The 22,384-nt window shown below is 52.2% G+C and carries 25 protein-coding genes; 1 reads left to right on the forward strand and 24 read right to left on the reverse strand.

All coding sequences use genetic code 11. The features are described 5' to 3' along the window. Positions 1-132: 132 nt before the first annotated feature. The 4 genes from ACYVK4_RS10900 to parS all read right to left on the reverse strand — a co-directional run bounded on the left by ACYVK4_RS10900 (position 133) and on the right by parS (position 3,035). Complete coding sequence (locus ACYVK4_RS10900; RefSeq protein ID WP_461127537.1) at positions 133-963, reverse strand: NAD-dependent epimerase/dehydratase family protein; 831 nt, start codon at positions 961-963, stop codon at positions 133-135. Positions 964-1,036: 73 nt separating this feature from the next. Then, positions 1,037-1,891, reverse strand: a complete 855-nt coding sequence (locus tag ACYVK4_RS10905) for an AraC family transcriptional regulator (protein ID WP_461127538.1) — start codon at positions 1,889-1,891, stop codon at positions 1,037-1,039. A 227-nt stretch (positions 1,892-2,118) separates the two neighbouring features. After that, positions 2,119-2,610 (reverse strand): RES family NAD+ phosphorylase, encoded by a 492-nt coding sequence (locus tag ACYVK4_RS10910; protein ID WP_461127539.1) that lies wholly within the window; start codon positions 2,608-2,610, stop codon positions 2,119-2,121. Then, a complete protein-coding gene (gene parS, locus ACYVK4_RS10915) occupies positions 2,610-3,035 on the reverse strand; it encodes a type II RES/Xre toxin-antitoxin system antitoxin (RefSeq protein WP_461127540.1) in 426 nt (141 codons plus the stop codon). The genes ACYVK4_RS10910 and parS overlap by 1 nt, the downstream gene beginning before the upstream one ends. 427 nt (positions 3,036-3,462) lie before the next feature. Between parS and ACYVK4_RS10920 the strand changes: the two genes are divergently transcribed. Then, positions 3,463-4,224 carry a TssN family type VI secretion system protein gene (locus ACYVK4_RS10920; protein ID WP_461127541.1) on the forward strand — a complete coding sequence of 254 codons (762 nt, stop codon included), beginning with the start codon at positions 3,463-3,465 and terminating at the stop codon, positions 4,222-4,224. Positions 4,225-4,358: 134 nt separating this feature from the next. Here ACYVK4_RS10920 and tssD (ACYVK4_RS10925) read toward each other — a convergent pair whose 3' ends face one another. From tssD (ACYVK4_RS10925) to ACYVK4_RS11020, 20 genes are all read right to left on the reverse strand, one after another. Then, positions 4,359-4,745, reverse strand: coding sequence for a type VI secretion system tube protein TssD (gene tssD / locus ACYVK4_RS10925; RefSeq protein WP_461127542.1), 387 nt, complete (start codon positions 4,743-4,745; stop codon positions 4,359-4,361). 51 nt (positions 4,746-4,796) lie between these two features. Continuing rightward, positions 4,797-6,596, reverse strand: a complete 1,800-nt coding sequence (locus tag ACYVK4_RS10930; RefSeq protein ID WP_461127543.1) for a type VI secretion system Vgr family protein — start codon at positions 6,594-6,596, stop codon at positions 4,797-4,799. Positions 6,597-6,608: 12 nt separating this feature from the next. Continuing rightward, on the reverse strand, positions 6,609-7,016 hold the full coding sequence (gene tssD, locus ACYVK4_RS10935; RefSeq protein ID WP_461127544.1) for a type VI secretion system tube protein TssD: 408 nt from the start codon (positions 7,014-7,016) through the stop codon (positions 6,609-6,611). 42 nt (positions 7,017-7,058) lie between these two features. Then, positions 7,059-7,451 (reverse strand): type VI secretion system tube protein TssD, encoded by a 393-nt coding sequence (gene tssD / locus ACYVK4_RS10940; protein WP_461127545.1) that lies wholly within the window; start codon positions 7,449-7,451, stop codon positions 7,059-7,061. Beyond that, positions 7,452-7,952, reverse strand: a complete 501-nt coding sequence (locus ACYVK4_RS10945; RefSeq protein WP_461127546.1) for a hypothetical protein — start codon at positions 7,950-7,952, stop codon at positions 7,452-7,454. It lies immediately after the preceding gene. Positions 7,953-7,988: 36 nt separating this feature from the next. Continuing rightward, entirely contained in the window at positions 7,989-9,356 is a 1,368-nt protein-coding gene (locus tag ACYVK4_RS10950; RefSeq protein WP_461127547.1) for a DUF5458 family protein, read from the reverse strand. A 25-nt stretch (positions 9,357-9,381) separates the two neighbouring features. After that, positions 9,382-9,831, reverse strand: a complete 450-nt coding sequence (locus ACYVK4_RS10955; protein WP_461127548.1) for a hypothetical protein — start codon at positions 9,829-9,831, stop codon at positions 9,382-9,384. Between the two features lie 49 nt (positions 9,832-9,880). Beyond that, on the reverse strand, positions 9,881-10,183 hold the full coding sequence (locus ACYVK4_RS10960) for a PAAR domain-containing protein (protein ID WP_461127549.1): 303 nt from the start codon (positions 10,181-10,183) through the stop codon (positions 9,881-9,883). Between the two features lie 6 nt (positions 10,184-10,189). Further along, entirely contained in the window at positions 10,190-10,708 is a 519-nt protein-coding gene (locus ACYVK4_RS10965; protein WP_461127550.1) for a papain-like cysteine protease family protein, read from the reverse strand. Positions 10,709-10,797: 89 nt separating this feature from the next. Beyond that, positions 10,798-11,334 carry a hypothetical protein gene (locus ACYVK4_RS10970; protein WP_461127551.1) on the reverse strand — a complete coding sequence of 179 codons (537 nt, stop codon included), beginning with the start codon at positions 11,332-11,334 and terminating at the stop codon, positions 10,798-10,800. A gap of 42 nt (positions 11,335-11,376) precedes the next feature. Continuing rightward, entirely contained in the window at positions 11,377-11,907 is a 531-nt protein-coding gene (locus ACYVK4_RS10975) for a hypothetical protein (RefSeq protein ID WP_461127552.1), read from the reverse strand. A gap of 14 nt (positions 11,908-11,921) precedes the next feature. Then, positions 11,922-12,440 carry a DUF4347 domain-containing protein gene (locus tag ACYVK4_RS10980; RefSeq protein WP_461127553.1) on the reverse strand — a complete coding sequence of 173 codons (519 nt, stop codon included), beginning with the start codon at positions 12,438-12,440 and terminating at the stop codon, positions 11,922-11,924. A 17-nt stretch (positions 12,441-12,457) separates the two neighbouring features. After that, positions 12,458-14,977, reverse strand: a complete 2,520-nt coding sequence (locus ACYVK4_RS10985) for an ATP-dependent Clp protease ATP-binding subunit (protein ID WP_461127554.1) — start codon at positions 14,975-14,977, stop codon at positions 12,458-12,460. Between the two features lie 19 nt (positions 14,978-14,996). Next, positions 14,997-15,917, reverse strand: coding sequence for a hypothetical protein (locus ACYVK4_RS10990; RefSeq protein WP_461127555.1), 921 nt, complete (start codon positions 15,915-15,917; stop codon positions 14,997-14,999). Positions 15,918-15,951: 34 nt separating this feature from the next. Next, on the reverse strand, positions 15,952-17,130 hold the full coding sequence (locus tag ACYVK4_RS10995) for a hypothetical protein (protein ID WP_461127556.1): 1,179 nt from the start codon (positions 17,128-17,130) through the stop codon (positions 15,952-15,954). Continuing rightward, on the reverse strand, positions 17,127-18,080 hold the full coding sequence (locus ACYVK4_RS11000) for a hypothetical protein (protein WP_461127557.1): 954 nt from the start codon (positions 18,078-18,080) through the stop codon (positions 17,127-17,129). The genes ACYVK4_RS10995 and ACYVK4_RS11000 overlap by 4 nt, the downstream gene beginning before the upstream one ends. A gap of 13 nt (positions 18,081-18,093) precedes the next feature. Further along, on the reverse strand, positions 18,094-19,962 hold the full coding sequence (locus tag ACYVK4_RS11005) for a hypothetical protein (RefSeq protein ID WP_461127558.1): 1,869 nt from the start codon (positions 19,960-19,962) through the stop codon (positions 18,094-18,096). Positions 19,963-19,965: 3 nt separating this feature from the next. Further along, positions 19,966-20,397, reverse strand: coding sequence for a GPW/gp25 family protein (locus tag ACYVK4_RS11010; protein WP_461127559.1), 432 nt, complete (start codon positions 20,395-20,397; stop codon positions 19,966-19,968). A gap of 11 nt (positions 20,398-20,408) precedes the next feature. Continuing rightward, positions 20,409-21,311 (reverse strand): hypothetical protein, encoded by a 903-nt coding sequence (locus ACYVK4_RS11015; protein WP_461127560.1) that lies wholly within the window; start codon positions 21,309-21,311, stop codon positions 20,409-20,411. Positions 21,312-21,389: 78 nt separating this feature from the next. Then, positions 21,390-22,301: a hypothetical protein gene (locus ACYVK4_RS11020; protein ID WP_461127561.1), complete on the reverse strand. Its 912-nt coding sequence runs from the start codon at positions 22,299-22,301 to the stop codon at positions 21,390-21,392. Positions 22,302-22,384 lie beyond the last annotated feature (83 nt).

Here is a 22,384-nt window from a genome sequence, read left to right on the forward strand (position 1 = left end):
AATTCAGACGCTGAAAAATCGATGTAGAAAGCGGAGTTGTGCAACAGCCACGAGCGTTTTAAGAGAAAAACAGAGCTTGCAGATATTTATTTCGGTGCTGTTTTTCTATCAAAACCGTTTATTAGCAATAAATTATAGTATATTCTCCTGTACGGCCTGGTACACTGTCCGGACGGTAGGTTGGAAACCCAGACGACGAGCCAGCGTACTATCACTAAGCAGGTACCAAGGGTTAACCAGCGGCTCGGAAGAGGAGTCTAATGGCTCACCAACTAATTGGGCTAATTCGTAAATCGACGTGGGGGCTTCATCGGAAATATTGACGATGCGCCTATCAATCACACCCAACAAAGCTAAATTCATCGCCGTGGCGATGTCGCGGTGGTGGATGGTACTCATCCGCATGGCGGGGTGCCAGTTGCCAGCTTTCGCATACTTGGGTAAGGCTTCCAAATGCCCATCGCCATCCCCGTAGACGAAGGGAAATCGAAGCACTACCCAATTCAGACCACTTTCCCTCAGTTCCTTTTCAGCCGCCACCTTACTGGCAGGGTAGGCTTGTTGTGGAGTTACATCGTCATCTTCCCGGCCGGGATGCGGATTATCGGCGTTGTAAACGTTGGTCGTACTAGCCAAAATGAATCGGGCGGCAGGAGCATGGGCTTTTACCATGCTGATCAAGTTGCGTGTCCCTTCCAAATTGCTCTTCCAAATCAGATCGGTGTCTGGCGTGCGAAACACGGCGGCCAGATGAATAATGGCGGACACATCTTTCACGGCCTCGGTGAGCGATGACAAATCGAATAGGTCGCCCTCTACTATCGTCACACCAGCTGTAACGCTCTTTCCGGCTCGTACCAGCGCACGGCAGTCCATGCCTGACTCGACTAGACGCTGGAGCAGGCGCTCTCCAACCAAACCGGTCACACCGGTTACCAATAGTTTACCTACTTGTCTGTTCATATCCTATCTGATGTATGACAGGAACAAAGTTCGCCAGAGTGCCGGCAACAAAGCTGGATGAAAACCGATGGGTTCAGGACAAATCCTGAAAAAACTCGGCAACCGTTTTCCCGGTTACTTTTTTAAACAAGCGGGAAAAGTAATCCGGGTCATTAAAACCCAGTTCAAACGCTAGTTCTTTGACCGAAGACCGCTCTCCATAATACATCCGGCGTCTGGCTTCCAGGATCAGTCGATTCGTCACAAATTCTTTGGGTGAGCGTCCCGAATACTGTTTAACGAGCTGATATAAACTATTCGTACTGAGGGCCAGTTCCTGAGCAATATCCTTGACGGCCGGGTGATGGGTCAAGTTGTTTTCGACAAATACTTTGAAGCCGATGTATTTGGCAAGTCGGTCATCGGCTGGCTTTCGCTCCCCGGCAAAATAAGCCGCATTGATTTCAGTCAGGAGGCTATTGAGATGAGCTAAGATGAGTTCAGGGTCTGTATCTGAAGCCGTTAATAAACCTTGAAGCATGGCAAAGATCGCTTGAAGCCTACTGGCGGCAAGCGGTGAAAACCTTATTTTTTGCTGATTGAGTGGATTCAGCAGGAAGGGGTATTGTCTGGGTAACTGGGACAGGCATTGGTCATCAAAGCCCAATTTATAATAATTGTTCCCGTGTAGGGCGAAGGCTAGCTGTTGAATCTGGTAGGGCCAGGCGAACAATAACTCATACTTCCCAACCTCGACTGTTTCTCCATCAATACCATATTGCGTATAGCCCTCCAGGATAAATAGCAAGAAATAGTAGGGTAAGCGGTGGGTAGGACCATATTTTCCTCTAGCCTCTGGAGAGACATGGCCAAAATTGGGAGAAACGATCCGAATAGGCAGTTGGTTATTCTGGCTGAAATCTTCTGGTAACGAATTGGAACCGGTCATACCTAGTGATTGCCAACATGGATGAATCAAAACATATATTTCTAGCTGGGAAAGGCAACTATGACCTGACCTAGTAGGGTGTAAAGTTTACCTTTAACTCCACAAAATACAAATGAGTGTCGCGCATAGTAGCCGAAAATTGAGGCCTTACCATATCGTGAAACGCCCATTTAAAGCGACAGTTACCACCAGTCTCTAAAATGGTATCACCAAAAATGCCCTGTTATCTATGCTAAACCCGCCGTTGGTAAACGTGGATCAATCGGATAAGGCTGAATCGAGAGGACGCGGCACTCGCTACGTTGAGCATGTAAGGGATCTAACAATATATTCCGAGAAGGTGAAAGGGGAACAACAGCTGAAGGTAAGGCCAAACATAAGCACTTATGGCGCTCGAACTGCTGGTCAGCAAAAAGAGGTAAGCCTACCGGGGTAGCATAGGGGTCATCCCAGCCAAGAGGCAGTTCTTCCACGCTAACAAAGCTTATGGAGTGGTCGGGTACGGCAAGTTCACATAGAATCAACGGAGGCAGGTCCGCTAAAGGCGTTCCATCCAGATGCACCATGTACTCCAGAAAACATAGCTCAGGGGTGGTGGCCATGTAGACCATAGGCCGTCCCTTAGCATTCCAGCGCCCACCCCGTAGCTTAGCACCTATGCCCTCCAAAATGCTGTCACGATGCGCGTCGGTTTGGATGCGATACAGAGTGATGGCCATTAGCTGAAGACTCCATATTCAATCCGCCCCAGGATGTCTTCGATTAACTGGACACCGGTGGGACTATCCAGCAGATCTAAGGGAGACCGTTCCCCCAATAGCCGTAATGGTCGACGCAGCCAGCGATTGAACTTGCCTTGGTCCTGAAAAACGGTTGTTCCATAGCCAGCTAATCGCCCTAGTAGCAGCAGCTTTTCGGAGGTAGCGGCATCGAGTCGCCCAACCTTAGCGTGTCGGTGGAAGGTAGCTGTCGATTGATTAAGTAGCCGAGCCATCTCCTTATCGGTAACCCCCAGTAGTCCGGCAATTCGTCCGGCCTCGGTGCCCAACAGCCCTTGACGGGAGCGGTCAATGAGTTGAAGAGCCGTCAGAGGCTGAGAAGAGGCATTCTGTTCACTGATGTAAGCAGTCGCTTGCGTTGCCATATTGTGCCATCGAAGAAGGTGAGTAGTCTCATTTGATAGCAATATAACTATCTTTTGACACTTGCAGTTCATTCATGAACCACAAGTGTCAAAAGCTGGTAAGCAACATGACTAGAAAAGATAGCTTTAATTTGAAAAGCGTGGTAGTTCAGCGGAAAAGGACAGGGACACTTGAGCGATAAATCTGTCATTTACCTGAAGTAGTATAAATAGCCGTCTCGCAATGGAGCCTTTTATGAGACAACCAGTTTAATAACTGTTAACTACAATCCTTCGCATACGTTAAACTAACGTGGCCTCTAAGAATAAAGTTATTTAATAAATCTAAAGGCAAACTGTGTTCCGTTTAATGTGTTATTTTTAGCATTCAGCCCACACTGCCACCGGGCACAAAAAAGCGTCGAAACGATTAACAATGTTCAGCCTGATGCCAGCTTTATCCATTGCCAAGCGATCTCCTCTTTTACTTTACGTACTTTTTGCTGTTCTGATTTTAGGAGTTTTTAGTGTTGCCGGTACGTTTGACAGCAGCCATTTTCAGCGCTATTACCTCATCGTGCAGGTACTGGCGTTAGGGTTGGGTGGGCTTCACTTTCGGCTGAGTCAGCGGTTGGCACCAGCCGTATTCATCCCGTTGGGTCGGGGAGGAGTAGCTACCGTAGGTATTCTCCTGCTGGCAATGATACTGGCGCTGGTCTTTTACTGGCAAACGGGTTACTTCCCAGAACGATGGCCCTTTGTAACGAGTTTACTGCCGTTCCTGATCCCGTTCTTTGTCGGGCAGGCCTACCAATATTACCTGGAGATTCCGCCTGCGGATTATCGCAAATGGTTTTATCCAGTCAATGGCACGATGCCTGATCTGGACTTGTTGGATCTGTCGAAAATTCTAGTGATACAGTTCGAATTCCTTAAAACACCCGCTTACGCAACTTTTACGAATTTTAAGGCGAAAGCGCCGGTATCTATGTCTCTTGGCGATCTATTTTTAATTTTTATCAACGACTACAACGAACGGACGCCCGCCAGTCCAATCCAGTATACGGATGAAACAGGCCAGCCGTTTGGGTGGGTATTTACAAAAAAAGCCACCTGGTGGCAGCGTCGTGTCTATTTAAATCCTGATCTGAATTTTGCTCAGAATCAACTCATTGATAACGATACCATCATAGCCCGCCGGGTGGGTTGAAGATCAGGCGATCAAGTAGTAAGTAGTAAGTGGCTGACCGCACCAGCTGCCCCGCGTGGCCGCAGACGACCGGCGGACCAGCGAAAGTAACACGAATGTGTCAGCCACTTACTACTTGGCCACTTACAACTTAATTACCAGACACTTTCGTGAGTAGCACTGCCAACCGTGATTTTTCGGGCCGAAATGTTCAGGCTCAGTGTCATGGCACTGCTGTTTGTTGAGTTGAAACTCTCGGAGTACCCCACGCAATAACCATCTTCAAACTGAACCTCTTTGAAGGTCGAGTCCTGATCGATCCGCTTGAAGGTGATGCTGCCATTGGTTTTCTTGTAGGGGTCAATCATCCAACCCATCAGCGCGTCCTCTTCATGGGCCGCAATTTGAACAAAAATATTGCCTCCCTGCACATTGGAGGCCGGACGCCCTTTTTCGTCGGTCGATTGACCAAACGAGTAGTTGCAACTCATAACATCGTATTCCTGATCGTCGATTTTTAATGTTGCACTAAATGAAGACATGGCTTTTTGAATTTAAAGTGAGACGTTTTATTTAGTTCGTGTATTCCAATGTTAATTCAGTTTGATCAGAGCGGCCTGAACCTCGACCATGGCATCTCCGTTTAGGGAAACCTTGGCCCCTTTCAGCTTCAATGACGCATCACCTTTCAGTTCAGCAGCCACGTCAGCCTGAATTTTTACTTCTGGCGCACCTACTTTTATGCTGGCTCCTCCCGTAAGCTCCGCTCTGTTTTGACCTTTCAATACTAGTTCGTTGCCAGCCTCCAGCGTTAAGTCGCGTTGGGCTTTCAGGTGGATGGTGTCGCCAGCCAGTTCAATTTCGCCGGATGTTTTCAGGGTTATCTTCCCATTTTCGGCAAAAGACAGGGTGAGTGTCGTTTCGGTATGGTTGATGTTCGTAATCTGAATCTCCTCGCTGCCCTGGTTCTCCACAAAAAGCAGTTGATTGCCACTTTTTGTCTGGATTATCTTTCGGTTATTATTCGAATACGTGTAATCTGTTCCTGCTTTTTTGGGATAAAAGCTCCCGGCAACAAACGGATTGTCGGGCCGGGCCGCTTCGTAGCCAATCAGTACATGGGCATCCAGCTCCGGCACGAACAGGGCACCCTGCCCGGAACCCGTATACGTGGTACTGACACGTATCCAGTCCGATTCGTTATTTGAACCCGACCACATAAACGCCACCTTTACCCTCCCCAGTTTATCGGGATCGTTGTTGTCTGAAACGGTCGCCAGCTCGGGCTGAGCCACCGGCGTACGGACGTGCGTGTTAGGCGGGGGGTAGTCTGCAGATTCAGCAACGGCCCGAAAGTGGTTCTGATAATTTCCACTTCCATCGACCTCATGACTGATGTCAATAATTCGGTACTTGCCAAAACTCTCCTTCGAGGATTTGTCGCGTTTCAGGACCATTCCCTGCACATCAATGATTCCGCCGACGACCAGATCTGGAATTTCCCCATTGCCAGTAAAAGTCAATAGTCCTGTAGCACTGACTGATTTACGAGTTTTAACTACCTCATCCAGGTCACTTTGCCCAAAAATCGGCCATCCGGCAGGCTGCTGGCTGGCCTGTGCAAATACTTCTTCCGACTTCTGCAAGGCAAAGCTGCCGAACTGGCCCAGGCCGCTCACTGACTGACTACCCGACTGACTGGTATACTGAGTCGGATGGCGGTAGTCGTGCGCCGTGAGTGTTTGCTGGGTTGGCTGTAAGTTTATGGACAGGGAAAACAGCTGGATACCATTTACCATAAAGTCGACGGCCTTTCCAGATTCCGGTTGACCTAGCTGCAATTCACGTCCATCATAATAAAACCATTCGCCGTGTTCGGAGGCAAGCCGGTTAAGAAACGCAAAGTTTGTTTCGTCGTACTGAACCGAATAGGGGATTTCGCTGGTGGTGCGGGGCTTCAGCTGCCTTCGGAGTAGATTGCCAGGATACGGGTCGAGGACGTTTTCGGCAATTCGTTTTATCGAATGCTGATGGAACGTTCGTCGGGTGCAACTGTCTTCCAGCACGATCGTTGGGCTGAACCCTTTAAGCAGAAACCCGTTCGTCAGGTCGGAGGTGTTCATTAGAACAATTTCCGTAACGATTCCTTTAAATGTGAAATCGAACGAATCACTGTCGGAGGCCGGGCTTAGCGAGAGCGTGATCGTTTTTCCACAAACGTCCTGATGGGCCTGATGGAAAAAGTGCTCCGACGCATCTTCCAGAACCGAAAACGGCACCCCAATCTCAAACGAATGGTGCGTGTTGAGGTATTGATTGATGCGTAAATGCGTGAAGTGTTTCAGTTCTTTGCCCCCTTCGAGTTCAATCTGAACCTTTACCTGTCGTGCCATAGTCGATTTTTCTTACCGCCACTGATTGTCGTGCTTTGTTCCCCCAATTTTCAGTACCGCCGGACTGATGCCCAGTTCGATCAGATAGGACCCCGGCAAGGCCTGATCGGTCAGGTCGGCGGTGGCCACATGTTCGCTATACTGTACGCAGAAAGCTTGTTCAAACGCCAGTTCTTTAAACGTTGACTGCTCATCAATTCGAAAGAAGGTTATTTTGCCATCAAGTTGCCTTTGGGCGTCTGCGGCCCAGTTCGCCAACGTTTCGTCGTCGCTGCCCGTGAGCCGAAGCTGAATCAGATGGGTTCGAACGCCCGAACTGGGTTTGCCGCTCTCGTCGGTTGCCTGATACAGGCCGTATGACACCGTCAGTACGGGAAAGGTCTTTCCATCAATGCTCAATTCCGCGCTGAATGACGCCATAATACGTTGCTGGGCTAATGCGTTGTCGTAACAGTTGCCGGGTCAGGGCCAGTTGTTCTCCAAAGCAACCTGTCCAATGGTCATTTTCTGTGCGGAAATGGTCAGGGTCGTGGTCATGGGTTTTCCGGATTGGGTACCATCGAACCGCTCGATGTATTCGACACAGAACGCATCCTCAAAGGTGAGTTCCTTCAGTGTAGCATCTTCGTCGATGCGGTAATACCGGACACTTCCCCCGAGTGTTTTGTGCGGATCAGCCATCCATTCGCTCAGCGAATCGTCTTCCACTCCATCGAGCTCCAGTCTGATCTTCCCACCCCTGGGAGCTGATGAAGGCCGCCCGACAGCATCTATGGCCTGGTTAATAGCCAGCCATAGTTGCCGCACGGGGTAGGTGTTCCCATCTACAGTAAGCTCGGTACGAAACGTAGCCATTTACCAGGGTCGTAAATTCGTTGTGGCCGCAAACCCCCACGTGCCGGAAAGAGTCTGTCCACCAATTCCCCCGCCCGGCCCGTAACCAAGTCCGCCAATATTTTGGGAATAGAAATACGCTTCAGAAGACCCCCAGGGTGGTATCGCCGTGATATAGGTGACACCGTAGGATACGCCCAAGCCCCCAACGCCCAACGAGGAAATACGGCCCATGGCGCCGTTCAGATCGTTCCCGCTGAACTCGCGGACACCACAGACGAGAAACATGTTTGTCAGGTTAGTCCAGGGCGAGGATACCGCCCCGTAATCGGCAGGGTTTATTACGCCGGAAGCGTTTCCGCCAACACCCGCGCCAATGCCGCTAAACAGGTATAAGCCCGATACACTGGCCGTTTCGCTATAAAAACAGCATAAGTAGGTCCCGGAAGCATAGCCTGCGCCATACCCAACCTGCCCCAGTCCGCATACCTGCCAGTCGGTTGTTTTTGTGTTCCAGCCCATTTGGATCAGAAAATTAAGATGAGGTCCGTTTGTTGCTTACTGCTGCGCGTAATCCGACTTCCACTCCGCCGAATCCGGATCGTCGCCCTTCTGCCCGTCGAGTTTGATCAGGAACGATTTTGCCGGAAAATAAGGCACCATATGTATATCGAGGAAAATCCGGTCTTTCTGTTTCGGGTCCTGCTCGAAGCGCATGATCTTGAACTTTTCGATGAGCTTGCCCGGCCCCGTGATGTTGTCCAGGAAACGAACGATCTGCTTCTGAATATCCATGCGCGTGTTGACGTTGAAGTTTTCAAACGCCCGCCGATTCAGGAAGTCGATCAGTACTTTTGTGATGTAATCGAACACCCGGACAACGGAGTACGTCTGCAGCCCGATATTGTCGCCATTGAAGAGCGTTTTGGCCGAAAAAGGCATCACTTTGCCGTACTCCGCCACCATCGGAATCAGCCCAAGACGTTCCAGACTAGCGATCTCGCTCTTCTTCAGGGGAAACGTAACCCCGTCAACATCGTTGAGGGCACCGTATTTTCGGCCCGCCGTCACCTGCGACATCAGCGTGCTGTACACTTTTCCGGCCAGGGCGCTGGATGCGGGCACGTGCAGGTCTTCCTCTTCACCCACTTCCTGATATTTACCCCGGCCAACAAGCCAGTTGCAGGCCATCATTACATTGGACAGATAGGGGTCGCTGCCCGTCATATTGGCGGCTTCGAACAGGTCCAGCACGTCGCCAGGTGCATCCAGATGCTGGAAATCCGTCAGCATCATTACTTTGTGTTTGTACGCAACCCTGGCCCATTTGTCGACCACTTTGCGGGAGCCGAGGTAACCCGGCAGGGCCAAAATCGAGTAGTTTTCGCGCAGGTCGAGCCGGTCGTACGTTCGGGCAAATTCCTCATTGACGGCATCCAGAAAAAGCGTGTTGTCCAGATCGGTCAACTGGTCGGCTTCGGCGTTCATGATGCTGACATTGCGGACCTTGTCCTGCCCGGTATTGGCAAAAAAGTTGGCCATCGAGCGGTAGGAACGCTCCAGATCACGCGTAGTTTCGAAGGTACGCCGAAGGTTTTCGCTGAGCAGCGTCTGCGCCGTTTCGGCTTTCGACTGCGCCTGTTGAACCAGGTCGGCCACCGAGTCGGAGCTCTGAAGCAGAGGAAGAATCATCTCCAGCCGTTTTTTCAATTGGTTCCGCTCCTCCTGCCGGGCCGTTTCTGTAAGGAATATTTTTTTGCGCGCTTTCTTCTCCGGGTTCAGGTTCTGGGTGCCTTCCAGCGTGGTTTCGACAATGCCAAAGCCACCATACCGGGTGAGCTTCGAACTACTGGTTTCCAGCGAAAGGGTTTGGGTGGTTTCGGCAGCGTTTTCGATCGTTGCTGCGGGTTTGTCCTGTGCTTCCATAGTTATTTCTGTTAAAGGGTATCACCTAGCTTTTCACTTCTTCCAATTCCCGAATCATGGCTTCGATTGCCGACATGTAAGCGGCTTTTGCTTCAGGATTTTCGAGCACCGTTTTAAGGATTTTATTCGACTTCAGCTGCTTGACATAGCGCTGGAGATCTTCGTAGGTCATGTTCAATTCCTGCAGATAAACACTCTGGGCAATAACGCCCTTGCGACCAAAGTCGCCTAGTGCCCGAAAGCGCAGTGTTTCGCTGATGGGCGAGCCCTCTTCGGTTTCAAATTCGATGTCCTGCTGAGGCTGGAAGTGGTCAAAAACGTCGCCAACGGTTTTCAGACCCTCCACGATCTCCGGGCGAAGGGCTGGGTCAGCGGTTAGTTTTTCAATGAGTAAGGTTCTGTTCTGGGGGATGTCAACGATGCTTTCGTTCACGTCGAGCTTACGCTCCTGTCCGCCGATTCCGTAGTCAAACATAGTTTTGATTAGTTGTTATAGGGTTGAAAATCAGATTTATAGGATTGTGTCAGCCGCCAATGAGCACGGTTGGGCACCCGGCAACGATACTGCCTCCGTGAGCGGTCATGTCGCCCATGCGGGCGGCCGGTTTGCCCCCGATCAGCACCGACGTAGACCCCTGGGCAATCACATCGGGGGGGCCTACGCAAACGCACATATCACCGGCGGTTGCGGCTGGCTGTCCGCCAATGAGCACGGTTGGCATACCCGGCCCCATAATGGGCCCGCCCACGTGCGGAATGGGTACAATGGCAGGCGTTTGCATGGGGCAAACATGCATATCCAGTAAGCGGGCTGCGGGCTGTGGCATGGGTTTCTATTGTCGATAATAAGCGATCATCCGGACGTTGGCGGTCAGCATTTTGGAGATGGACGTGATCACATCTGTCGTTAGAATGGGGCAGTCTTTGTCGCCCCAGGGGTTGTTCATCCAGCACATACCACCGTTGATGCTGGAGTCGATACCCGTGATCACAACGGCATGCATGGCCGCTGGATTTGTAATTGGGGCTCTTCCTGGGCCGTATGGGAAGCCGGTGCAGTTATGCGTCAGAATAAGGGGACCATAGGATTTTAAGGTGTTTTCCAATTCTGAAGCCGTTGAATTGATACCGACCGACGAAAAATTACATCGTTCCAACCGATCGTAGAAGTCATTCAATCCGGTAGCCGGGTTGGCTATTGCTGAATTGCTGGGGTCGAATCCCTGCGCAAAATGGCCGACACCTATGGAATAGCCCAGCCGTTCGCTGGAGACCATGGCCATGCAGGTTATCCAGCAAATCGGGTTCCGCAACTGCGTTACCAAAGGAACATCATACACAACACGTCCCATAATTGTATTTAGTTAGAAAGTATATGTTCGTCGCTTTTCAGCTATATCACTGTTCACTTGTCAGGAGAAGCCACAGTGACCGATTCCGGTTATGGTTCAGACATGCCGCTATCCTGCGTACTGTATTGAGGAGACGCAGACTTCCCTCCGCACAGTGGATCGCCATCGGGCTGAATACGACAGCCGTTATTTTCCCAGCCATCCTCGTAAACCATCGTCCGGTAATTGCCGGTCGCTACACCTGCGGCAAGTCCGGCTTCCAAGCCACCAATGTCCAGCCAACTGGGCGTGTGGTTGATGTTTAAAAAGGTGAGGAAAGTAAGTCCACCACCCACAAGGACGGCTAATTCGGCACCGGATATGTTCACGAATCGATCGTCGAAGTCGGTGATCCACATGGGCGTTGGCGTCGTAAAAAACGAAGGAGAAAAAGTTGAAAGGATAGCCCCGGCGGGTATTCCTCCACCAATGCTGCCGCCTTGCAGGTTGATTGAAAAATAAAGTTGCGCATCAACATCGAACAGCGTTAAGGCGATGAGACCGATGCCGACACTGCCTTTGCCCTTTCCCAGGGAGACGTTGGCCGAAATTGCCCAGTTATATGATGGTTTTGTTTGCTTCGCCATGGTTGTTGGTTATTTTTAGAAATTAGTTGGCAGTTGAACTGCTCATTCCCAATTGCTATAACTTCGGTTCAGCCGCTCCGTGAGAATATCCGTAAAGCCCGTTCGATAGGCTTCGGGTGGCCAGGGGATACTGATTTTGCCTGTCTGCTTATACAAGCCGTAGTTAAGCCAGTCGATGTGGATGTGAGTCTTGTGCAGATCGCTTTCGGTATACGGGCTGCGGTTACCGTTCCTGTCGTACTGAAAATTCATGTAGATAATGCTGTACCACTGCATCTCCGGCCGACATTCGAGAAAAGCTTCGATCAGCTCATTGGCCAGTTGTTTTTCAGACTCCCGGTCCGAAAACAGGATGAGGTCCAGTGCCAGCCCGGCGTCATGCCGGTTGAGGGTTCCGTCTTTTTTCCACTGAAGTCGGGGTAGTGGAGCTCCATTTACCTCTACGTAGGTTTCTGTTAATATCGGCACGTTGTCGAGGAGTACCTGAGCCAGCGTTCGTACCGCCGGACAGGGTTTGTTCCCTTCGAATGTCTGCAACCCTTTGCAAACGCCTAATCCTGTGCATGCTCCCATATTTTGTCGATTTGTTAAGCTTCGAGTCGTTCGATGATCGTGCCGCCGGGCGCGAGAATTAAGCCACGGGCGTCGCCCCACAAATGCACGACGTGACCACTGAACGGATTTGAAAATCCTGCTGATGTCCAGGCCGTTATCTGACCCCCATTTAGTTGCAGGAAGGCGTTGCCAAACGACTCTAGGAATCGCCAACCGTCGGGTCCCTCTGCCACATTACAGCCATTGAACACAATGCGGGCACCACTCGGAAACAGTCGTTCGTAGCCCCGATTGCCGAACCAGTTATCGACATGGGTATAGTTGATCACCTGGCAGCCAATCCCGATCACCCTGGGTGAACCGTGGGTTTCCACCAGTAAGCGATCAATAGACGTGTTTGCCGCGAGCAGGTCGTCGAGGGCCTGACGCATCTCGCTAAAGGTCTTTACTGGCTTCCGGATGCGGGCTTCGCTGCGGGCTTCAGCGCCGTTAGACACCGAATTGTCCAGGCCTAACCGGGTCGACGAGTTGCCGTCGTAAATGTGTACCATCGCCATCGTTATAGAGCTTATACGGGTTGAAGGTTCGCTTCCTGACGCTGATAGTGCCACGTCATTTCCTGATCGCCAGTTATGTCCACGGATACCACAGACCCTTTGCTGACCTCGCCAGCCACGATCATCCGCGAAATGGGCCGACGGAGCTGGTTTCGGATAACCCCCTTCAGTTGTCGGGCTCCGTATTGGGGCGTAAAACCGGTAAGAGCCAGGTGTAGCCGGGCCTCTGGCGTAAGATCGAGGGTGATGCCCTGCTTGAGTAACTGATCGGTAAGGCCCCGCAAATGCAGATTAAAAATGCGGACAGCGTTCTCCTCCGAGATGGGCGCAAAGGGTACGATCTCCGTCAGGCGGGCCAGAAACTCTGGCCGGAAATGGCGGCTCATCGACTCCATCAGCTCCGCCGTTGCCGGTATCTGTCCGTCCCCAAACCGCTCAATGACCAACTGGCTGCCAATGTTGGACGTAAACAGGATGACGGCATCTGAAAAATCGCCCTCTTTCCCCAGTCGGTCGTGCAACCGTCCTTCATCGAGAATTTGCAGGAAGATGTCGAACACGGATGGGTGTGCCTTTTCAATCTCATCGAAGAGGACGACCGAGTAGGGTTTTTCGCGGATTTTGTTCACTAGCAAGCCACCTTCTTCGTAGCCTACATAGCCGGGAGGAGCCCCGTAGAGCAAAGCAGCCGAATGTTCCTCCTTAAACTCCGACATGTCGAATCGAATCAGAAACGACTCGTCGTTGAACAGGAAGTCGGCCAGCGACTTAGCCAGTTCTGTTTTGCCGGTACCCGTGGGGCCAAGCAGAAAGAAAGATCCGATTGGCTGACCCTCTTTTGTCAACCCAGAACGGGCTTCCAGAATGGCGTCGGCAACGGCTTTTACGGCATGATCCTGTCCAATGACCCGCTGTTTCAATACCTCATCCATCGCCAGTAACTTATCCCGTTCCTGACTCTGAATTTTGCCCAGCGGAATGCCCGTTTTGTGCGAAATAACGGCGGCTACATCGTGGCGATCTACGCTTGTTATAGCCGTTTCGTTCAGAGCCGCAAGGCGGATTAGCGTTTGCCGGATATGATCGGCCAAAGCCGGGACCGAGGCCAATAAATCCGTTGGCGATTCATCTTCCTTCCATGGCTCAGCAGCCAGGCTGGCAAGCAAAATGGGGCTGATTTTATGTTCCAGTTCCTGATGCAGGTAGCGCAGCTCGCGTAGCGTATCCACGCCGGCAGCGGTGTTCGTCAACTGGTTGAGTTGTTCGGTCAGTTGAGTTACTTCGGCGGGCGTTCGTTCGCTGATCATCCGCACGGCCGACAGTGTCCGGTCGAGCAGATCAATAGCGGCATCGGGCAGGCGACGGTTGCGGCTGTATCGTTTCGCCAGGATGACGGCTTCGGATACGGCATCGGGACTGACATTGAGTTGGTGGTGTTTTTCGTAGAAAGGCACCAGTCGCTGAATCATACGAATGGCGGTATCTACGTCTGGCTCTTCCACCCGCAACACATCGAACCGACGGCTAAAGGCTTCGTCTGTTTCAATGTATTTCCTATATTCGTCCAGCGTGGTAGCGCCAATGATGGTCAGATTTCCTTTGGCAAGCTCGGGCTTGAGCAGGTTGGCAACTCCCGTGCCCAGCGGCCCCCGGCTGTCGAGAAGCTGGTGAATTTCGTCGATGAACAGAATGATTTTGCTATCTTGTTTCAGCTCTTTCAGGATGCTTTTCAGCCGGTCTTCCACTTCGCCCTTGTACGATGCCCCGGCAACCAGCGCGCCTAAATCAAGCTCCAGCAAACGAGCGTTTTTTAGATGATCCGGAACCTGATCGGCAATAATATTCAGCGCAAAACCATCGGCCAAAGCCGTTTTGCCAACGCCCGGCTCGCCCACCAGAATGACATTCGGCTTGGTCCGGCGGCCCAGTGTTTCGGTCATCATGCGTACCTCGCGATCCCGGCCAATAATGGGGTCTAACCGGCCTTCGGCGGCCATTGTCGTTTTGTCGACGCAAAAGCGAAACAAAGCCTGTCCGACTCCTCCTGAAGAGCCGGGCGTTCGCTGACCATTCTCTTTGGGCTCAGGCGCAATCGCCGTTTCCAGGTCGCTGTCCGCCAGAACCGCCTGCATCAGTTCGGTTTGTGTGAGGGGAAAACTCCGCAGTTGTTCAGCACTGAAGGCGACACCGGGTTTGAGTAGGGCGACCAGCACACAAACCGGGTCGGTCAGGACCTTGCCTACTTGCATAGCCACCAGATCGGCCAGTTCCATGGCCGTTTTTACCTGCTCATCGCCGGGCGGGTTGGGCGACAGGCGGCTCGATTTGGGGCTGGCTTCCAGACGGACTTCAGCCCACTCGCGCAGGTAGGGTACATCCTGCCCGATCACGGCCAGCCACGAGGCCATGCCAACCTCATTATGGAGCAGACCCATCAGCAGGTGTGCCGGTGTGAACAGCTCATTCTGATACTCTTTGGAGAGCGACTGAGCAATCTGAATCGCCCGTTTTACATCTTCCGTGTACGCCATCGGAGTTGGAGTTTAGTCATTAGTCGGAACCTAGCCGGCGCAGTTTGTCATTGATCGTGGCGATGCGCTGTTTGGCATCCGGGCGGGCATTTCGTTCGAGTGTTTCCATCGCAAATTCGTAGAGCGGTCGTCGCCAGAGGGGCGGGCGGTTGGTGGCATCGGCTTTTTTCTCACACCGGTCAATAATGTCCATCTCTACATCGGCCCGCGAAACCCCGGCGGCAGTGGGTGCTGAAACGGGTGCGGCAGGAACACTGCCAGCCGCTTTGAGTTGGTCCTGAAGCTGCGCCACACGGGCCTGAGCCGTGGCTAGTTTCGATGAGCACTCCTGATATTGCGGCAGATAGGTGGGGCCGCCACCGCCGGAGGGGGCTGCTGCCGGAGCCGTGGCCGTCTTCGCTGCCACAATCTTCAGCAGTTCATTTTCCTGCCGGGCCTGCGTCAGGGCTGCCGTTAACTTATCGACCTGACTGGCATCGACGCCCTCTTTTTCGAGCACTTCCCGTAAATAACTGATGCTGTTGCGGTAGGTCAGAACGGCGTCGTAGGCATCAATGATGTCGTGCGATAGTCGTTTATTGAGGGGCTGTAACTGACTGGTATCCGCTTTAAGGCCGTTTACCTGACGCTGAAGGCTGTTTTCCAGACCCGAGAGTTGTGTTTTTATACTTCCCTTTTCAATGTCCGTGGCTTTCAGGTAAGCCTGATCCGTCGTCTGCAGACTTTGCAGATTTGAGGTTACCCCGGCCATTGGGCGCATCAGTTTCTGTGTCTGCTCCGTAAGGGTTTCGTTGAGCCGGGCATTCTCCTGCTTCAGTACGTAGTTCGGGGCGCTGAATAACAGGTAAACGGCCAGCAGGGGTAAACTGAGTGACAGGCAGTAAACGCCGAGAAATCGGCCCACAGCTTGTTGTCGTTCGGGTTTGTTTAGCGGTTCCATGATGACGTGTTAGGGTTTGGTTAACTTGGCTGAACTACCCCAGGGGGCTCCAGCGTGACCGGGGTTTTTCGGATGGCGTTTCTTTTACTTCATGTTCGATAATGAATACATTCTGGCCCTTGCGTTTGCCGATGAAATCGAGTTGTCCGAGCTTGTAAAACACGTTCGATAGGGTTCGGTAGAAGGTGTCCAGTTCGGTGAGCAGGGTGGCCAGTTCTGTGTGTTCGTACGGTAGCTGAAGGGTGGCATTGATCTGTGCTTCCAGAGCTCCCGGTGTCAGGTCGGCCCATTCGCTGATGTAGCCAATGAATTCCTCCCGTTCCCGACCGCTCAGCATAGTCATCACAACCCGTACGGCCTGGATAGGTCGAAGTAAAGCTTCTACCATTTGAATGGGGGGCTCGTAGGGGAGAATCCAGCTATAGCGGGTGCTGATGTCGCCAAGGATAAACGCCATTCGTTCGCCCATCAGCAGGGTATTGGTCTGGAGCAAATTCCTCGGGTCTCGCTCTTTGGTGCGCTGCAAAATTTTGTAGGCATTTGTTTCCAGCGATTCCAGATGCTTGCCGAACTGTTGATGCCATTGTTGCAGGCGGGGCAGGCTATGAAGGGACGTGCAGGCAGGCAGGTAGTCGGGGTCGGCCTGTACCTCGCCATTGCCGTACCGAAGCCGCCCGACAATCAACTGATAACTGAGTTCGCCGGGCCGTATCTGTACCGATGGCACCACATCCAGCCGGTAGTCGGGACGGGAGTGGGGATGCCGTGGGGGCGTTTCAGTAAGAATAGGCTCACCAGCCGGAATCCGGGTGAAGGGGTCTACCGTTAGCACGACGTCAAACGTTTGCGGCTTGCCGGTTTGTAGCCCGTAGGCCTCGGCCAGTGCCGTAAATGAGGTTGTGCAGGTCAGTGAATCGGTACTGGTCTGGTAATCTATTCGGGCACCGTGTGGACTAATGGCCCGGCAGCTTCGAAGCTGTACCCGGATCTGCTGATTATAGTCGCACTGAATCTGTAAATCAAGTGCATTGTCGGCGGGGAGAATACCATACCGAAATCGTGATAAGCCGAGTGCATTGCTATCACGGAGCTGATCATGCATAAAATTCTCCCATTCGGTAAAGTGCCGCCGGGCTATTTTCATGCCGTCTATCCAGTTGACGGGTGGGTAGGTAAGCTGAGGTATTGTCATGGTTCGTGGGCTGTCATTCATATACAGGTCGTAAAATCCAGTCGGCCAAACCCGGCATCGCTGGCAAATGAAAATGTATTGTCAAGGGCCGACGTATCCAGTTCGATACGAAAGCCAGTCGTTAACGGCACCAGATAGCCAGCCAGCCAGTTGAGTAGTTGATGTCCGTTGCCATCCGGCAGGTAATCGGCCAGTCGGTCTGCTTTGTCTATGTGTAGGGTTAGCCTTAGCAACGGCTCTCCGTCGTTTACCCACCCTTCGAAAGCAACATCGGCTCCCAACTGCCACCGGCCCAGCCGACAGGCTTCCCCCCCGGTCGTACGGGCAGTTACCATCTCGTTTTCCGTCGAATGGGTCGTTAACGTCACCCGATCGGCAATCAACTGCCCGAAACAAGCTTCCATTGTAAGCAGATCGCCCGCCATGCGGTGTATCTCCGGCAAGAGGTACATCAGTCGTTTTATCTGCACCGGTGTCAGGAAATCCGGTAAGTTCCAGAACCAGTCCAACAGGTGATTGTCGGCCAGAGCCACGTCGTTCTCGAACAGGAAGGCTCGTTGTTCCTGCTCAATTCGAACCCGGTGCCGGAAAAATTCCTGCTCAAAGGGCAGAAAGAACCGGCGTGCCGCCCGCTCCCGCTCGTGTTGAATTGCCATTTCGCGGAGGGTAGTCTCTTTCGAAACCGACGCGTCGTTGGTTGTTGGCTGGTGAAAGACCCCTTCCGGCAACAGGTCGTATAAACCGGTTCGGTTGAGGTCGATCTGTAACCAACTCTCTACCATAGCCTGAGACTCCACCCACCCGGCCCCGTTAATATCCCGGCCAAAGGCCCGTTTAAATGGGCCGAGGGGGTTTATGATCAGGTCATCGGGCGAAATGCCATCCTCAAGCATATCGGCCACAACGACCTCCGCCCGCAGGTCAACCGGCAGTTGAGTCAAATAAGAAGCGTAGTCAACCAGCGTTTCCATGTTTTATCCGGGTTTAAACAGGTGACACAATAACCTGATAGGGCAGGGCCGCCACCGATTGCCTGGCCAGTGTTGTTTGTATGAGCTGAGCCTGTTCTTGCCAGTCGGCCGGTGAGTAGGGGCTTGTGGGCGAGGGAACCAGTGTTACCCGGATGCACCGCTGAAAGCCGTTTTCCGGTTTGGGGTCTACCCGAAACGTTCGCTCTACCTGCGCCGAACGCAGGTGCGAACCCAGTTCAGCCTGGCAAACAGCCCGCACATCTTCCAGGGTAACGATCCGGTTGCGGGTCAACAGCGCTCGTTTATACTGCGTGATTTTTTCGGATTCTTTGGGTCGTTCCCGTCCACCGGCGGTGCCGGTCATTAAAAAAACAGCCTCTTTTCGCAGAGAATTATCAGCATAAGGCGTCAGTCGGCTACCGGCAGGCAACCGGTTGGCATCCTCACCATCGCAGGTCCAGTATTCGATAAAAACGGTCTCGCCAGCTTGCCTGGGTTTGATAATGAGGTACGGGATGGTATCGCGCTTACTGGTTTTTTGGTCGACTTTAGCTTCGAGCCGTGCCAGAGCCTGGTTCAAATCCCGGATGACAGATGTCAGGAAGTCTTCACCCAGGGCCGCAAACGACGCACTTTCGTCGTGCAGCATATCCTGTAGATTGATCAGTGTCTGGCGGGCATCCCGGTCATCGAAGCGGCTAACCCTGTACTGAACCGTGTACGTGTCGGTGGTTATATCCGACAGGCTTCCCAGCGGTATGGACGTTAACGGGCGATTATGGCTGGTTCGCACGTCCCGCATGCCTAGAAATCGTCGTTCCGTTTCGAGGGGAATGATGTTGAGATTTTGCTGAAGCCGGTAGGTGATTCGATGCAGCCGCCGGTTCATGACCGGGAAACAGTTCACGCCTACCGTCAGGCCTGCCAGCACCGACGCACCGAAGGTATAGGGCAACTTTAGTTCGACCCACCACAATGGCTCTCGCAGGGCGCGCAAATCCCGTTCGGCAAACCACTGCCCAAGCGGTGTCGGATATGGTTGCCGATGCCTGCCGACAGTTGTAAAATCTGGTGCAGTTTCTATCGTAACAAATTGACGTTCGTACACCTGCATGGCCTGTTGCTCTACTTTGTTTATCACATCAAAAGCCATTTCCAGGAGCGTGCCGGGCGCTGCCGATGAAGGCGTCGTTGGCAAACCCGCCCGAACCTGTAGGGCCTGCCCGGCTAACATCCACGGGCTTTGCGCGGTGAGGGCGTGGTAGTCGATGCGGGCTGGTTCGGTAGGGAAGTCAAAGAAGAAGGATAGTCCGGCCAGCGATGTCAGGCTGTCGGCCAGTTCAAGACCCAGCCAAAGTGACTGGTAAGGCATAGCACCGGGCGTTCCCTGGTGTTGGGCGATGGGTGTTTTCTGCGTTCCTTCATCAATCCGGAACAACGTTTCGGCGGTAGCCACATACCGGACGGTTCCATCAACGACCGGGTAGGTGCCCACCGGAGAAAAACAGATTTCGGCGGCACCAGGCTGATCCGAGCGATTGGCACCAGCCCGTTTGTAGCACAGTTGGGTTGTGGGTGTCAGGGTGGTCTTTGCCTCAACGGAACGCAACTGAGCGATACCGAGAGCGGGTCGGGCCACATCGGGTTCGGGATGCAATACCTGGGCCAGCCGATCGAGCAGACGGGTCTGCGTATTGCCGATCTCTACCGATACCCGCTCAAACTCCACCGAGCAGGCTTCGATCAGCAGGGCTACGAGCGGATCGAAGCTGTCCAGGTCTGTTTCGGCATAACCCCATAAGCCCGCTGCCCGGCGCAGCATCCGTGTTTTCACCTGCTCCCGGCTAAATCCCTGGGACATAAGATCAATAGATGATGCCATGGCTTATTCTGTTGAGAGAGGAGCCAGAAACAGGCTCCGTTGAAATGAAAAGGGTTCGTTTGTTCGGGTCAATGTGCCATCAATCCAAACATGTAGCCGTCGCTTCACCCGTCGGTTGGTTCGGCTGAGCTGAATTTCCTGATCTGCCAGATCGACCCGTACCCGCACCTGGATGAGCCGTTTTTCATGTTTGGCAACCGATGTTTCGATCGACTGCCGGATGTCCTCTTTCCACCGGCTGTTGATCTGGTTGGAAAAATCTTCATCCCACAAGCTGCACCCAAACGATTCGTCGAACCGTGATTCAGCAAAGTGAGTCGTCAGAATCAGGTACAGATTTTGGGCTATCGACTGCGGCAGCGAACAGGTGGGCAATGGCTTTCGCTGAAGAATCTCGTCTAGCCGGAGGGGCAGGGCATAATAGGGCTGTGGCATGGCAAATGAGTTTAAAACCGGAAGACCAGGCCAGCGCCAATTCCTACGCTGTTCATCGGTATATTCTCTCTTACATCTTGCCCGACACGAGACGAAGTAGCTTCAACATAACTGCTTTCATTCCTGAATTCAGTCACGCGAGGACTACCGATGGGAATACCGCCCTGCAACGAAGTCACTTCAAGCCTTTGTGGTTTGAACGACTGGTTATAGGCGACAACCTCGGCAAACCCCCGGATGGATTGACTCAGTCGAAATTGAATACCCAGAGCCGCCTGATACCCAATAGCCAGTGAGTTTTTAGTGTATTGATTAGTCGTTCCACTGGTTTTGATGAACCCTGATTTTGCCAGGTCAACATAGCTGTTGACCGTTTTATAATCCAGTACCATACCCCCTACAAGGCCAAGGCGATTGTAAATGTAGTAGGAAGGCCGCGAAAGGGCTTTGAAAGTCACATTGGGAATAAGTGAAGCAACTTTCAGCGTGGTTACGGATGTCGTTGTCGATTTACCAAGGCCATCTTCAAAGCTGTACTCAATCTCTATTGGCGCGTCGAACAATGCCTCGGCATCTATGCCGATGTTAACAAAATCGTTGATGATCAGGCCAATACCTAAGCCGGTACGTAGGCCAGCTCCCAATCCTTTATTAGTGGTTTTAAAGGGCTGTAAGCCTCCGCTTTGAAGAATTGCCGAACTATAGTTAACCTGTACGCCTGGTGTAAGCAGACCATAAAACCCGTAAATTTTTACGTAAAAGGGCGCTTCGGTGGCTTTTGCTTTATAAGGGACAGCGGCAGGAGGAGCTGATTTATCCGAACGGTTCACTGTATTTACAGCAAGCGTGTACTGGGCCTGCACCAGCGTAATCTGCATAAACAGGGTAAGGAGTAAGACGAAGAAACGATGCATAGTCGTCAGATTTAAGTAGAAAGAAGCGTTGGGGCTATTGACGGGTAGACCGCCCTAGTATGGTTGGGCTAATCGTGATTAAAACCGGAATACCAGTCCAGCTCCGACGCCCACACTGTTTATGGCAACGTTAAAGCTTGGTTGTTCATAGGGGTCAGATTTATTGTAATCGCCCTGGTCTTTATACACGGTAGCCGACTCATAAACAGTTGTGCCAGCACCCGATGAACTGGTGGTAAAGCCTTTTACTTCCCTTGGTTTGAACGACTGATTGTAACCCACAACTTCAACAAACCCCCGTAAAGACTGACTCAATCGAAACTGTATGCCCAGGGCCGCCTGATACCCGACAGACAGCGAGTTTTTTGTGTAGGTAGCCGTGGAAATAGATGTATTTATGCCTCCTTTGCTGGTATTAATCAGGGTGTTGTAGCCAATTTTATAATCCAAAACCACCCCGCCAATCAGTCCAAGCCGGTTGTAGATATAGAAAGTTGGTCGCGAAAGGGCTTTGAATGTGATGTTGGGAATGATCGATACCACCTGCAGATTCGTTGTGGTGGAAATCGCATACCTGTCTAACGCAGTGCCACTTCCCGAATAAAAGTTGCTAGTGGCTTTTATGGCAGTTCCGAACAGAATTTCGGCATCAATACCGATATTAATAAAATCGCTGACGAGTACGCCAACACCAATACCCGCGCGGAGGCCTGACCCAAGACGTGTGTTGATGGGCTTGTAAATAGTAGGGGAGCTACTTTGGCTTTGTGACGAGCTGTAATTGATCTTGGTGCCGGGCGATAGCAGGCTATAGAATCCGTACGCTTTCAGGTAAAGCGGAGATTCCATTGCTTTCGTTTTATAGGGCACCGCCAGCGCTGTCTCCGTTTTGGAAACAGGGTATGTAGCGTTCGACACAAATACGGTTTGGGCCTGCGCTGAGGCTACCCGCACAAGCAGGAAAATGAGGAAAGTGAAATACTGATTCATAACAGTCTGGTTTGTGAGCCGACGATGTAGTGCGTTTGAACATACCCTCCCCTTACCCCGAATGGTGAACGGATAGGATAGGT

This window comes from Spirosoma aerophilum (genome assembly GCF_054782495.1).

Excerpts from the sequence above, each read along its gene's own strand:
- ACYVK4_RS10900 (WP_461127537.1), bottom strand. The coding sequence starts at position 963 with ATGAACAGACAAGTAGGTAAACTATTGGTAACCGGTGTGACCGGTTTG.
- ACYVK4_RS10905 (WP_461127538.1), bottom strand. The coding sequence starts at position 1,891 with ATGACCGGTTCCAATTCGTTACCAGAAGATTTCAGCCAGAATAACCAA.
- ACYVK4_RS10910 (WP_461127539.1), bottom strand. The coding sequence starts at position 2,610 with ATGGCCATCACTCTGTATCGCATCCAAACCGACGCGCATCGTGACAGC.
- parS (WP_461127540.1), bottom strand. The coding sequence starts at position 3,035 with ATGGCAACGCAAGCGACTGCTTACATCAGTGAACAGAATGCCTCTTCT.
- ACYVK4_RS10920 (WP_461127541.1), top strand. The coding sequence starts at position 3,463 with ATGCCAGCTTTATCCATTGCCAAGCGATCTCCTCTTTTACTTTACGTA.
- tssD (WP_461127542.1), bottom strand. The coding sequence starts at position 4,745 with ATGTCTTCATTTAGTGCAACATTAAAAATCGACGATCAGGAATACGAT.
- ACYVK4_RS10930 (WP_461127543.1), bottom strand. The coding sequence starts at position 6,596 with ATGGCACGACAGGTAAAGGTTCAGATTGAACTCGAAGGGGGCAAAGAA.
- tssD (WP_461127544.1), bottom strand. The coding sequence starts at position 7,016 with ATGGCGTCATTCAGCGCGGAATTGAGCATTGATGGAAAGACCTTTCCC.
- tssD (WP_461127545.1), bottom strand. The coding sequence starts at position 7,451 with ATGGCTACGTTTCGTACCGAGCTTACTGTAGATGGGAACACCTACCCC.
- ACYVK4_RS10945 (WP_461127546.1), bottom strand. The coding sequence starts at position 7,952 with ATGGGCTGGAACACAAAAACAACCGACTGGCAGGTATGCGGACTGGGG.
- ACYVK4_RS10950 (WP_461127547.1), bottom strand. The coding sequence starts at position 9,356 with ATGGAAGCACAGGACAAACCCGCAGCAACGATCGAAAACGCTGCCGAA.
- ACYVK4_RS10955 (WP_461127548.1), bottom strand. The coding sequence starts at position 9,831 with ATGTTTGACTACGGAATCGGCGGACAGGAGCGTAAGCTCGACGTGAAC.
- ACYVK4_RS10960 (WP_461127549.1), bottom strand. The coding sequence starts at position 10,183 with ATGCCACAGCCCGCAGCCCGCTTACTGGATATGCATGTTTGCCCCATG.
- ACYVK4_RS10965 (WP_461127550.1), bottom strand. The coding sequence starts at position 10,708 with ATGGGACGTGTTGTGTATGATGTTCCTTTGGTAACGCAGTTGCGGAAC.
- ACYVK4_RS10970 (WP_461127551.1), bottom strand. The coding sequence starts at position 11,334 with ATGGCGAAGCAAACAAAACCATCATATAACTGGGCAATTTCGGCCAAC.
- ACYVK4_RS10975 (WP_461127552.1), bottom strand. The coding sequence starts at position 11,907 with ATGGGAGCATGCACAGGATTAGGCGTTTGCAAAGGGTTGCAGACATTC.
- ACYVK4_RS10980 (WP_461127553.1), bottom strand. The coding sequence starts at position 12,440 with ATGGTACACATTTACGACGGCAACTCGTCGACCCGGTTAGGCCTGGAC.
- ACYVK4_RS10985 (WP_461127554.1), bottom strand. The coding sequence starts at position 14,977 with ATGGCGTACACGGAAGATGTAAAACGGGCGATTCAGATTGCTCAGTCG.
- ACYVK4_RS10990 (WP_461127555.1), bottom strand. The coding sequence starts at position 15,917 with ATGGAACCGCTAAACAAACCCGAACGACAACAAGCTGTGGGCCGATTT.
- ACYVK4_RS10995 (WP_461127556.1), bottom strand. The coding sequence starts at position 17,130 with ATGAATGACAGCCCACGAACCATGACAATACCTCAGCTTACCTACCCA.
- ACYVK4_RS11000 (WP_461127557.1), bottom strand. The coding sequence starts at position 18,080 with ATGGAAACGCTGGTTGACTACGCTTCTTATTTGACTCAACTGCCGGTT.
- ACYVK4_RS11005 (WP_461127558.1), bottom strand. The coding sequence starts at position 19,962 with ATGGCATCATCTATTGATCTTATGTCCCAGGGATTTAGCCGGGAGCAG.
- ACYVK4_RS11010 (WP_461127559.1), bottom strand. The coding sequence starts at position 20,397 with ATGCCACAGCCCTATTATGCCCTGCCCCTCCGGCTAGACGAGATTCTT.
- ACYVK4_RS11015 (WP_461127560.1), bottom strand. The coding sequence starts at position 21,311 with ATGCATCGTTTCTTCGTCTTACTCCTTACCCTGTTTATGCAGATTACG.
- ACYVK4_RS11020 (WP_461127561.1), bottom strand. The coding sequence starts at position 22,301 with ATGAATCAGTATTTCACTTTCCTCATTTTCCTGCTTGTGCGGGTAGCC.